This window comes from Thiococcus pfennigii (genome assembly GCF_016583835.1).
Lineage (GTDB): Bacteria > Pseudomonadota > Gammaproteobacteria > Chromatiales > Chromatiaceae > Thiococcus > Thiococcus pfennigii.
In genome coordinates, this window is the sequence record NZ_NRRW01000077.1 from 1 (window position 1) to 11,732 (window position 11,732).

11 protein-coding genes are annotated in these 11,732 nt (G+C 68.3%); 1 reads left to right on the forward strand and 10 read right to left on the reverse strand.

The annotated features are described in order from the left end of the window. Positions 1-76 precede the first annotated feature (76 nt). From CKO41_RS16665 to CKO41_RS16710, 10 genes are all read right to left on the reverse strand, one after another. The gene (locus CKO41_RS16665; RefSeq protein ID WP_200383108.1) at positions 77-343 is read right to left on the reverse strand and encodes a hypothetical protein; all 267 of its coding nucleotides are present in this window, start codon (positions 341-343) and stop codon (positions 77-79) included. Between the two features lie 427 nt (positions 344-770). Further along, positions 771-1,418: a TIGR04282 family arsenosugar biosynthesis glycosyltransferase gene (locus CKO41_RS16670; RefSeq protein WP_200383109.1), complete on the reverse strand. Its 648-nt coding sequence runs from the start codon at positions 1,416-1,418 to the stop codon at positions 771-773. Between the two features lie 18 nt (positions 1,419-1,436). Next, positions 1,437-2,405, reverse strand: a complete 969-nt coding sequence (gene arsS, locus CKO41_RS16675; protein ID WP_200383110.1) for an arsenosugar biosynthesis radical SAM (seleno)protein ArsS — start codon at positions 2,403-2,405, stop codon at positions 1,437-1,439. Positions 2,406-2,418: 13 nt separating this feature from the next. Beyond that, a complete protein-coding gene (locus CKO41_RS16680) occupies positions 2,419-2,796 on the reverse strand; it encodes a hypothetical protein (RefSeq protein WP_200383111.1) in 378 nt (125 codons plus the stop codon). Beyond that, a complete protein-coding gene (locus CKO41_RS16685) occupies positions 2,793-3,569 on the reverse strand; it encodes a sterol desaturase family protein (protein WP_200383112.1) in 777 nt (258 codons plus the stop codon). The genes CKO41_RS16680 and CKO41_RS16685 overlap by 4 nt, the downstream gene beginning before the upstream one ends. Next, entirely contained in the window at positions 3,566-4,288 is a 723-nt protein-coding gene (locus tag CKO41_RS16690; RefSeq protein WP_338115609.1) for a TIGR04283 family arsenosugar biosynthesis glycosyltransferase, read from the reverse strand. Before CKO41_RS16690 ends, CKO41_RS16685 begins: the two co-directional genes overlap by 4 nt. Positions 4,289-4,862: 574 nt before the next feature. After that, the gene (locus tag CKO41_RS16695) at positions 4,863-5,357 is read right to left on the reverse strand and encodes a DUF308 domain-containing protein (protein ID WP_200250851.1); all 495 of its coding nucleotides are present in this window, start codon (positions 5,355-5,357) and stop codon (positions 4,863-4,865) included. Positions 5,358-5,614: 257 nt separating this feature from the next. Then, positions 5,615-6,271, reverse strand: coding sequence for a thiopurine S-methyltransferase (locus CKO41_RS16700; protein WP_200383114.1), 657 nt, complete (start codon positions 6,269-6,271; stop codon positions 5,615-5,617). A 96-nt stretch (positions 6,272-6,367) separates the two neighbouring features. After that, the gene (locus CKO41_RS16705) at positions 6,368-9,541 is read right to left on the reverse strand and encodes an efflux RND transporter permease subunit (RefSeq protein ID WP_200383115.1); all 3,174 of its coding nucleotides are present in this window, start codon (positions 9,539-9,541) and stop codon (positions 6,368-6,370) included. An 89-nt stretch (positions 9,542-9,630) separates the two neighbouring features. Next, on the reverse strand, positions 9,631-10,845 hold the full coding sequence (locus CKO41_RS16710) for an efflux RND transporter periplasmic adaptor subunit (RefSeq protein WP_200383116.1): 1,215 nt from the start codon (positions 10,843-10,845) through the stop codon (positions 9,631-9,633). 170 nt (positions 10,846-11,015) lie between these two features. On the opposite strand from CKO41_RS16710, the gene CKO41_RS16715 reads away from it, so the two are divergent. Then, positions 11,016-11,609, forward strand: a complete 594-nt coding sequence (locus tag CKO41_RS16715; protein ID WP_200383117.1) for a TetR/AcrR family transcriptional regulator — start codon at positions 11,016-11,018, stop codon at positions 11,607-11,609. Positions 11,610-11,732: the final 123 nt, after the last annotated feature.

Sequence of the window (11,732 nt, forward strand, 5' to 3'; positions counted from 1 at the left end):
GAACAATCAGGCAGTTAGCGGCGGCGCCGTGGGCCCAGACGGCTTCCGGCCGCTCGACTTCCGGTGCCCGATTCGATTATAAGGCATTGTTCTTGCGATTGAAAACGACTTTCCGTCCAGGCACTAGTTCGGCGCGGTACGACTTAATCAATGGTTCCCAAGGGATGCTCAGTAACGAAGCTCCGCCGTAAATCATTGCCGCAACGGGTTCTGTCTTGGATAGCGAAAAGAGCTTGTTGACAGTGTTGTATATTTTGACTCCCCTAGGAGTGCTGATAGTAACGGCGCTGTCGGCAGCCAGGGCGATGGCGGATTTATTGATAACAGCAATTTCAGCGGTCAATTCTGTTTCTCCTCGCTCTCTTGGAGTAATGCTTATTGTGCGCCCAACGAATAAGCCTTTATCTGGTCTGCGCGCGACGCCGACGCTGCCTGCTACCGGGGTCTCCCACGTGCAGACCAGATATAGGGTTGTTGGACTAATCCGCTCCCGGCACGGCATGGTGGTCGGCGCGGGCACTTTCTAGGCGGAGGGGCTTGTATTGTCGCGGTCGGTGCGCGCGGCAACGGCGGGTGGCGGCGAGCAGGGGCGAACGGCGTGATCAAGGGCATCGGCATCGATCCTTGAGGGGTGAAAGCCACGTCTCTGCGGGCAATCTTAGGCCATTTTCGGAACTTCAGGCGCGCGCGGGCTGCGACCGTTTCGCGAGATCCCGCGCTGGATCCGTAGACATATGGCCCGCCGTGTTGGACGAGCGATTGGCGGCCGTTCATCCTGCCGCCCACAAGGCCGGCGGGATCTGCACCAAATCCTCCGGCCGATCGATGTCGCGCAGCGGCGGCAGCGCCGACCAACACCAACCGAGCTCATCGAGACGCGCCATCGTCAGGGCGGCGACCGTCTCGCCCCCCCAGGGGATCTGCGCGAACAGCGAGGGCGCGAATCGCCGCAGCCCGAGCAACACGTAGCCGCCATCCTCGGCCGGGCCGATGACGGCGTCTTGGCGCTCCAGGCGGCGCTCGGCCTCGGCGAGATAGTCGAGCGACATCTCGGGACAGTCTGCACCGACCAGCAGGACGGCCCTCGCCCGCCCGAGCGCCGCGGCGGCCGCCAGCGCCAGACGCTCGCCGAGGTCGTCCCCCCGCTGTTCGTGCACGGTCACAGGCCAGCGCCGTGCCGCCTGGGCGAAGAATGGATGGCTCGCATCCGGTGCCGCCCAGAGATCGACCGCGATCCGATCGCTCGCGGCGAGCCGATCCAATAGCGTCTCGGTCAGGCGTTGGTGCAGACGCGCCGCACCCTCGGCGCCGAGCGCCGGGATCAGACGCGTCTTGACCTGCCCCGGCACCGGGGCGCGGGCGAAGACGAGGACGCGGGTCGTCGCATCGGGGTCGGGTCCTCGCTCGGCTCGGGGCATCCGGGTCTTCGGCTCCGGCTATCCGGCCAGGGCGCCGCCGCAGCTCGACCCCTGCCCGGCCGTGCAGCCGTAGCAGTGATCGGCGACCCGGATCGCGCGTCCGCGGAGACGGTCGAGGTCGACATCGTCGATGCGCAGCGGCCGTGCCTCGGCACCTTCGACCATCGGCAGCCCGAGCATCTGATTGAAGTCGCAGTCGTAGAGGACGCCGCGCCAGTCGATGCTGATCAGCTCGCGGCACATGACCCGCGCGAGGTTCTCGCCGCAATGCGCGGACCTGAGCAGTTGCATGTAGCCGTCGAACTGCCCGGTGCTGATCAGCTGGCTGCCGAAGCGTTGGATCGGCATGTTCGTGATCGTGAAGAGGTGATTGAAGCGCAGGCCGTAGCGCTCGGCGAGGACCTGTCTGTAGTCCCTTTCCAGCTCCGCTTGCGGCGGCGGCAGCTGCGCACCCTGCGGGTTGTAGATCAGGTTCAAGACGAGCGCGCCGTCCGGGTCGCCGTAGCCGAGCCGATTGAGTCGTCGCAGACCCGCGATGCTGGCCTCGAAGACACCCTGGCCCCGTTGCGCATCGACATTCTCCTCCAGGTAGCAGGGCAGCGACGCGAGGATCTCGACGCGCTGCTCGGCCAGGAAGTCGGCCAGATCCGACTGCCCCGGCTCCTCGAGGATCGTCAGGTTGCAACGATCGATCGTGTGCACCTGCCGCGCGCGGGCCGCCTCGACGAGACGGCGGAAGTGCGGGTTGAGCTCGGGGGCACCGCCGGTGAGATCGAGCGTCTCGACCCCGGCCCGCCCCAGCAGCTCGATGACGCGGTCGACGGTCGCGCCGTCCATCTCTTCGGTCCGTTTCGGACTCGCCGCGACATGACAGTGTCGGCACGCGAGATTGCAGCGGTAACCCAGGTTGACCTGGAGCGTCTTGACCTGGCCGCGGCGAATCGCCGGGAAGTCGGATGGGAGGAGGCGTGGCAAGGTGGCGAGCATGATGGCGAACCTCCTATCGCGGATCGGCGGGGAGACAACGGCCCTCGATGAGCCGCATCAAGGCATCCAGGTCGTTGCAGCGCGCCAGGTCTTCGGCCGCGACGCAGACCTCCGGCCGACCATCGACGAGCCTCAGCACGACGGGCGGGCGAACCGCCAGGTCCGGGAAGCGTCGCCGATAGCCGTCGCGGTGCAGAAACTGGCAGTCGGCATCGAGCGCACGGATGAAGGCGCTCCAGGCGCTGCGCTCGTTGAACCAGCCGTGCGTGATGCGGCAGAGGTCGCACTGATAGGTCGCCGGCGAGAGGATCTTGTGCGCGGCATCGCTGAGCCGATCGAACAGGCCGCCGTCGGCGTTGTAGACGAAGATCAGCGTGGGGCCGCGCGTCATGGGGCGACCTCGCGGCGGAACGGCAGCGCCAGGAGCGGCGCCAGGCGCTGCCAGTCGGGCGCTCGGTATCGCCCGATGCCGAAGCGGATCGCCCGGACATCGTCGCGCAGGCGCAGCGAGCCGAAGAGCCGGTCCCAGAACGAGAAGACGGTGCCGTAGTTCGAATCGGTCTCGGACCGGACCTCGGAGTGGTGGACGCGGTGAACGGCCGGGGAGACGACGACGGCCCGCAGCCGCCGGTCGATCGACTCGGGGATCGCGAGGTTGCTGTGATGGAACAGGATCGCCACGACCATCACCGTCTTGTAGACGATCAGTGCGGGGACCGCCATGCCGAGTGCGACGATGACGACGACGTTGGCGCCACCCGAGAGGAGCATCTCGATCGGGTGGAAGCGCAGCGCGGTCGTGCAGTCCATCTCCGGGTCCGTGTGATGGACGCGGTGGAAGCGCCAGAGGAACAGGATCCGGTGATTGGCCCGGTGCCAGAGATACATCCAGAGGTCGAAGAGGACGAAGGCGACGAGCAGCGCCGCCAACGGCCCCAGGCCGAGCTGATGCAAGAGGCCCCAGCCGCGCTCGGCGGCGAGTTCGCTCGCGGCGAAGAGCAGCGGCGCGCTGGCCGCGGCGACGACCCCGCTGACCAGGGCCAACTGGAGGTTGCGCCAGCCATGGCGGAACCGCTGCGCGCGGTCGCGATAGAAGGGCCAGAGGCCCTCCAGCCCGAACAGGAGCACGAGGGCGATCAGGGTCGCCCACGCATCCATCGTCATCTCGGCGGCTCCGCGGCCGTCGCGCCTGCCTGCCGCTCGTAGATCTCGGCGAGGCGGTGCGGCGACGCGCCGAGCAGAAACCGTGTCAGCAGCCAGCCATTGGCGAGTTGCTGGCGTAGCAGGCCGTTGGCCTCGTAGCGGCGCGCCGATGTCGTGACCGACGCCGGCAGCTTGCGAATTCGGCTGCGACGGCGCAGCCGCCGAGCGAGCTCGACGTCCTCGAACAAGGGCCAGTCGGGGAAGCCGCCGATCTCGTGAAACACCGAGCGCCGGATGACCATCGCCTGGTCGCCGAACGTCGTCAACAGCGACTCGAACCGCGATGCGAAGGCGTAGAGACGCAGCAGCCAGTGGTCGCGGTCGAAGCGAAGCCGAAAACAGGCCATGCCGAGGGCGGGATCCGCCATCGCCCGGGCGAGCAGCGCCGGCGCGTCGCTCGGCAGCTGGGTGTCATCGTGCAGGAACATCAGCCACGCGCCGCTGGCCTCGTAGCCGCCGCGGTTGCACTGGGTGCCGCGACCGCGCCTGGCCCGCAACAACCGCGCGTTGGAAGGGAGCCCTGGGACCGACGCGGGCGAGTTGGCATCCGCTGGTTCGACGAACAGGATCTCGCCGGCACCGAGCCTCTCGGCGGTGCGCTGCACGCGGCACGCGAGCGACTCATCGAGCCGCCGAGTCGGCACGATCAGACTCAGCGATGAGAGCGGGGCATCTCGCACGGCATGGCTCGATGGCGGGCTGTCCATGCACCGCAGGTCGCGGCTCGCAGGTGCCGTTTCAACTGTGAATCGAGACGGGGCGATGGGGCCATGCCGCTCCCCCCGCTCGGGCGGGGCGCCATGCCCGTGGTCTGCGTCTCGCGCCGCCCGACGGCCTAGTGCCTCGCTCCAGAAATACCGAGGCCGCTTTCATGTCGCCCTATGATGCGAGCACCGTAGGAGCCCGCTTGCGGGCGACTACGACGCGCTCGCGCCTGCAAAGATCGCCCGCAAGCGGGCTCCTACCACGCGCCACGCCGGGATTGCAGGCAGCGACGCGCGGTCTCGGGAATTCCGCAGTGTTGCCCTAGGCTAACCGCAGACGTCCCTTAGGAGCGGTTCAGAAACGACCGACACAAGCGCGCGGACGACAAGAAGCTACGAAATACACGAGAATCGCGAAAATACAGCGAACACTCCTGCGTACATTCCGCCTTTTCGCGTGTTTCGCGTGTTTCGCGTGTTTCGTGGTTCCCAGAAGATGTACGGGTTGTTCTTCAATCGTCCCGTGGCCGTGTCGTTGCCGCCAATCCGATCAGCCGAAGAAATCCGCCTCGCGCCACTGATGAAGGCCCAAATTGATCAACGCGATGCCGAGCACCAGGCTCAGCAGCACGGCGGAGCCGAAGGCCCCGGTCATGATCAGCAGGACGCCGAGCACGATACTCGCCCAGAGCCCGAGCTTGCGTAACAGCGGCGGGTTGACGAGGCCCGAGTCGCGCAGCGCCGTCAAACCGGTGATGCCGGTCAGGATCAGACCGCCGCCCAAGAGCACGGCGACGAGCCACAGCGCGAGCTCCGGCCAGACGAGGACGACCCCACCGACGACGATCTGCGCCCACGGGCCGAAGACGCTCACCGGGATCCCCTGGCGGCGTACATCGTTGACGAAGAGCAAGGCGACGATCCCGCCGGCCAGCATCAGGCCGCCGAGCGCCATCACCGCGACGGTCCCGACCAGATAGGGGAGGACGATCGCCGCCACCCCCAACAAGATCGAGACAACGGCCAAGAGTCTTGTCGAATTCACGCGTCACCTACCTTGAAACGATCGAGTTACTTGGTGGGACCTGTTCAGCAAAAGCGGTTCGGCATCGGCGACGGACGATGCGCTGTTAGGTCGACGCCGTCCCGCCCCGGCAGCTCGGCTTGCCCGTCATCTCGCGGCCCACCGCAGCTACCCGAGTACATCGATACCCTACCCCGCCCCGTTTCCGATATCCAGCATAGCGGATTCGCGCCGTTTCCGAGTGCCGCGCACCGCCGAACACTCGTCTCGGTACGCGATCAGCCGCGCGGGTCGAGCCGCCAGACCTGCTCGCGCATCGCGGTCAGGCCGCGCTGGCGGAATTTGGGGGACTCGTCGATCAGGTCGAGGTCGGCCAGCGCGGTGAGGGCGAAGCGGTCACCGAGGAGCCGGGCGACCTCGCCAGGCTGTACCGAGAAGGGCGGACCGGCCATCTCTGCCTGGTCGTAGTCGAAGGTGATCAGCAGACCGATGGCCGCCGGCAGTAGGGTCTTCAGATGGGCGGCGTAGCGTTCGCGTAGCGCCGGCGGCAGCGCGATGAGCGAGGCGCGGTCGTAGAAGGCCCCGACGCCGGCCAGATGCTCGGGGCGCAGGTCGAAGAAGTCGCCGCACAGGAGCGTCACCTCATCGACGGCGTAGCGGCGAAACGGCGGCTCGTCGGTGACGGTCGGGCGCAGGCCGTTCTCGTCGAAGAAGGCCTGCACGCCGACCTCGGCGATCTCGACGCCGATCACCCGGTGGCCGCGGCCGGCGAGCCAGAGGAGGTCGCGGCTCTTGCCGCACAAGGGGACGAAGACCCGCGTCGCCGGGTCGAGGCCGAGACCGGGCCAGAGCTCCTGGAGGTGGACGTTGATCTGCCCCTCGTGCCAGCCCGTCTCACCGCGCTGCCAACGTGCATGCCAGAAGTCGGGTTGCATGGCGATCCCCTCGTTCGAGATGGCTGATTCTCGATGACGAACGACGCGTCCTTCAACCACGGGGACGCCGAGGCGCCGAGGAAACGCAGAGGTCCATCATGTGTTGGCATCGTCTGGCAAGCAATGCTTCGCGTCTTCTTTGTGTAATCTCCGTGCCTCTGCGTCTCTGCGGTTAGATCCCAGCACCATCCGGCCGCGGATCAGGACGAAGAAGAGCGGCACGAAGAAGACCCCGAGCAGGGTGGCGGCGACGACGCCGCCGAGCACCCCGGTACCGATCGCGTTGCGCCCGCCGGCGCCGGCGCCCGTGCTCAGCGCGAGCGGCAGGACGCCGAAGCCGAAGGCCAGCGAGGTCATGACGATCGGGCGGATGCGCATCCGCGCCGCCTCCAGCGCGGCGGCGACCGCATCCCGGCCCTGCTCCTGGAGGGTCTTCGCGAACTCGACGATCAGGATCGCGTTCTTCGCCGACAGACCGATGGTCGCGAGCAGGCCGACCTGGAAGTAGATGTCGCTCGGCAGCCCGCGGCCGGTCGCAGCGACGACCGCGCCGAGCACGCCGAGGGGCACCACGAGCATCACCGAGAAGGGCACCGACCAGCTCTCGTAGAGGGCCGCCAGCGCGAGGAAGACGACCAGCGCGGAGAGCGCGTAGAGCGCCGGGGCCTGGGCGCCGGCGGCGCGCTCCTCAAAAGAGAGCCCCGTCCAGCTGAGGCCGACCCCCGGCGGCAGCTGGGTCGCGAGCTCCTCGACGACCGCCATCGCCTCGCCGGAGCTCACGCCGGGCGCCGCCTCGCCGATGATCTCGGCCGAGGGCACGCCGTTGTAGCGCTCCAGGCGCGGCGAGCCATAGGTCCAGCTGGCCGTGGCGAAGGCCGAGAAGGGCACCATCTGGCCGTCGGCGTTGCGCACATACCAGTCATCGAGGTCCTGCGGCTGCATGCGGAAGGGCGCATCGGCCTGCATGTAGACGCGCTTGACGCGCCCCTCGTGGATGAAGTCGTCGACATAGGCGCTGCCCCAGGCGACCGACACGGCGCTGTTGATCTCGGCGAGCGACAGGCCGAGGGCGCCGGCCTTGGTGCGGTCGACCTCGACCTGGTACTGGGGCTCGTCCTCCAGCCCGTTCGGGCGGACCTTCGCGAGATCGGGATGCTGGGCCGCCAGGCCGAGGAGCTGGCCGCGCGCGGCCATCAGGGCCTCGTGGCCGACATTGGCGTTGTCCTGCAACTGCACATCCCAGCCCGAGGCGGTGCCGAGCTCGACGACGGCCGGCGGGGCGAAGGCGAAGATGCGCGCGTCGCGGATCTGGGAGAGGGCGCGGTTGGCTCGTTGGGTCAGCGCGCCAAGCTGCTGCTCGGGCGCGGTGCGCTCATCCCAGTCCTTCAGCCGCACGAAGCCGATGGCCATGTTCTGGCCCTGGCCGGCGAAGCTGAAGCCGGCGACCGTGATGAGCCGCTCCACGGTCTCGGCCTCTTGCTCGAGGAAGTAGTGCTCGACCTGCTCCAGGACATCGATCGTACGCTCGCGGCTCGCGCCCGAGGGCAGGACGACCTGGAGGATCAGGATGCCCTGGTCCTCTTCGGGCAGGAAGGACGTCGCCATCCGCTCGTGCAGGACCCACATCCCCGAGACCAGCACCAGGTAGACGCCGACGAAGAGCGCGCGCCGCTCGAGGATGCCGAGCACGCCCTGGCCGTACAGGCGCACGCTGCGCTCGAAGGTCCGGTTGAACCAGCCGAAGAGGCCGCGCTGGTGGGCGGCATGGTCGACCGGCTTGAGCAGGGTCGCCGCGAGGGCCGGGCTCAGGGTCAGGGCGACCACGACCGACAGCAGCATGGCCGAGACGATCGTGATCGAGAACTGCCGGTAGATGACCCCGGTCGAGCCACCGAAGAAGGCCATCGGCACGAAGACCGCCGAGAGGACCAGCGCGATGCCGACCAGGGCGCCTGTGATCTGATCCATCGAGCGGCGCGTCGCCTCCTTCGGCGACAGCCCCTCCTCACGCATGACCCGCTCGACGTTCTCGACGACGACGATGGCGTCGTCGACCAGGAGCCCGATCGCGAGCACCATCGCGAAGAGCGTCAGCGTGTTGATGCTGAAGCCGAACGCGGCGAGCACGCCGAAGGTCCCGAGCAGGACCACGGGCACCGCGATGGTCGGGATCAGGGTCGCACGGAGGTTCTGCAGGAACAGCAGCATCACGAGGAAGACGAGGACCACGGCCTCGAACAGGGTCACGACCACCTCGTGGATCGAGATGCGCACGAAGGGCGTGGTGTCGTAGGGGTAGACGGCCTCCATGCCCGGCGGGAAGAACTGCGCCAGCTCCGCGACCTTGGCCTTCACGGCGTCGGCCGTCTCAAGCGCGTTCGCGCCGGTCGCCAGGCGGATGGCCATGCCGGCGGCCGGCTGGCCGTTGTAGCGGGCCTGCTTCGAGTAGTTCTCGCTGCCGAGCTCGATGCGCGCGACATCGCGCAGGTAGACGGTCGCGCCGTCGGCCTGGGTGCGCAGGCGCACGGCGCCGAACTCCTCGGGGGTGCTGAGCCGCTCCTGGACATTGACCGTCGCGGCGATCTGCTGCCCCGGCACGGCCGGCGCGGCGCCCAGCTGACCGGCCGAGACCTGGGCGTTCTCGGCCCGGAGCGCGCTCGCGACATCGGCCGGCGTCAGGCCGTACTGGTTGAGCCGGTCCGGGTCGAGCCAGATGCGCATCGCGTACTGCGAGTCGAAGGAAATGACCTCGCCGACGCCCTGGACGCGGCTGATCGGGTCCTTCACCAGGCTCGCCGCATAGTCGGCCAGGTCGCCGCTGCCCATGCGGCCGTCGCGCGAGACGAAGGCGACGACCATCAGGAAATTGCGCGCCGACTTGGCGACGCGGATGCCCTGCTGCTGGACCTCGGGCGGCAGCATCGCGTTGGCCAGTTGCAGCTTGTTCTGCACCTGCATCTGGGCGATGTCCGGGTCGACGCCGTTGTCGAAGGTCAGCGTGATGGTCGCCGTCCCGTTCGACTCGCTCGTTGCCGACATGTAGCGCAGGCCGTCGAGGCCGTTCATCTGCTGCTCGATGACCTGGGTGACCGAGCCCTCGAGGGTCTTGGCCGAGGCGCCCGGGTAGGTCGCCGAGATGGCGATCGCCGGCGGGGCGATGCTCGGATACTGGGCGACCGGCAGCGTCAGGATCGACAGGGCGCCGGCCAGCATGATCGAGATGGCGATGACCCACGCGAAGACGGGGCGATCGATGAAGAAGCGGGCCATGGATGGCGATCCTCTGCGAAGGTGGGGCGGGCAACGGCGACGCGAGCGCGGGTGGCAACACGCCGCTCGGAGCCGGGGCGGCGATCGGTCTAGTTCACCGCGGGCTGGGTGGCCCCTGGGCCAGACGGTGCCGAGGCGAAGGCCGGCTCGTCGCTGAGATCGACCACCTGGGCCTTGGCGCCGTCGCGGACCCTCTGCGAGCCCTCGACGATCAGCCGATCGCCTGGCTCGAGCCCGCGGTCGATCAGCCATTGGTTGCCCACCGCCCGGTCGGCTACGAGGGTGCGCTGCGCGACGGTCCCGTCCTCGGTCACGACGAGGCCGACCGGATTGCCGCGGCGATCGTGCTGCACCCCCTGCTGCGGGACCAGGATGGCGTTGGGCCGCAACCCCTCCTCGACGACCGCGCGCACGAACATGCCGGGCAGCAGCACGGAATCCGGGTTCGGGAAGCGGGCGCGCATCGTCACGGCGCCGGTGCGCGCGTCGACGGTCACCTCGGAGAATTCCAGTCGGCCGGTGTGCTCGTAGGTCGACCCGTCCTCGAGAATCAGGCTCACCTTGGGCTGCCCGCCACCGGCGCGCTCCAGGCGCCCGTCCTCCAGCGCCCGGCGCAGCCTGAGCAACTGGGCGCTCGACTGGGTCAGGTCCACATAGATGGGATCGAGCTGCTGCACGGTCGCGAGCGCAAGCTCCTGGTAGGCGCTCACCAGCGCCCCCTGGGTCATCATCGAGCGACCGATGCGCCCGTCGATCGGGGAGGTCACCCGCGTGTATTCCAGGTTGATGCGGGCCGTCTCGAGGTCGGCCTCGGCGACGGCAACGCTTGCCTTGGCCTCCTTGAAGGCCGCCTCGGCATCATCGAAATCGTCCTGGCTGATGGCCTTGGTCTTGACCAGATTGGCGTAGCGCTCGGCCTTCAAACGGGCGCGCTCCAGCGTCGCGCGGGCCCGCTCCAGGGCCGCCTCGGCGCTGTCGTGGGCCGCCTCGTAGGGCGCCGGGTCGATCTGGTAGAGGACCTGCCCGGCCTGGATCTGCCCGCCCTCCTCGAAGGGCCTCTCCTGGATGATGCCGCCGACCTGGGGCCGCACCTCGGCGATGCGGTAGGGGCTCGTCCGCCCGGGCAACTCGGTGGTCAAGACGGCCGGGTTCGCCTCGACCGTCACGACGCCGACCTCGGGCGGAGGACCGGCGGCACCGGCACCGGCGGTCGGCGCATCGGATTCGCCGCAGCCGCTCAGGGTCAGGGCGACGGCGAGCAGCGGCACGGCCCACAGGGCGCGCCGCAGGATGTCGGCGTTCATCAGCTACCTCGGACTGGTCATGATCGCGGAAGGCGATCTAGAATGAACGTTCAATCTAGACCGCGCCGATCCGAACGTCAAGCCGAGACCGAGCCGCGGTCGCAGCGGGCCAGCCGCTCACCGATGCGGGAGAGGCCCCATCGACGACCGCCCAAAACGAGGAGACCACCATGCCGCCGCCCGCGCAGACCCCATCGCCGCTTTGCCAGGCCCGCCGCCAGCAGATCCTGGAGGCGGCGGCCGCCTGCTTTGCCCGGGAGGGCTTCCACGGCGCGAGCGTCGCCCGCCTGTCGAAGGCCGCCGGGATGAGCCCAGGGCACATCTACCACTTCTTCGAGAACAAGGAGGCGATCATCGCGGCCCTCATCGAGCAGCGCCTGGAGCGCTCGATGGAGATCGCCCGCCAGTTCGAGAGCGCCGAGGACATCTTTCAGGCGATGATCGAACGGGTCGACCTGGGCCTGAACGAGAAGACCGATCCGAACAATGCCGCGCTGGAGTTGGAGATCCTCGCCGAGGCGGCCCGCAACCCGCACATCGCGGCCCTCGTGCGCGAGGCCGATGCCGTGCGGCGCGCCCGGTTCCAGGGGCTGATCCGCCAGGCACGCCAGGGACGCGGCGGCGACGGCGAACCCGAGGCTGCGGTGACGGAGGTCCTCACGGCCCTCTTCGAGGGACTCGCGGCGCGCGCGGTCAGTCACCCGGATCTCGATCGCGACGCCCTGATGCCGGTGCTGCAGGCCGCGCTGCGGGCGCTGATCTAGTGCAGCACTTCAGAAATCCCGAGGCTGTTCGTTGTCGTTGTCCTGATCCTAGTCCGATCGTCGATTACGACAACGACAACGATAGTCGTTGGAGGTGGTCTCGGAACATCCGCACTGCTGTAC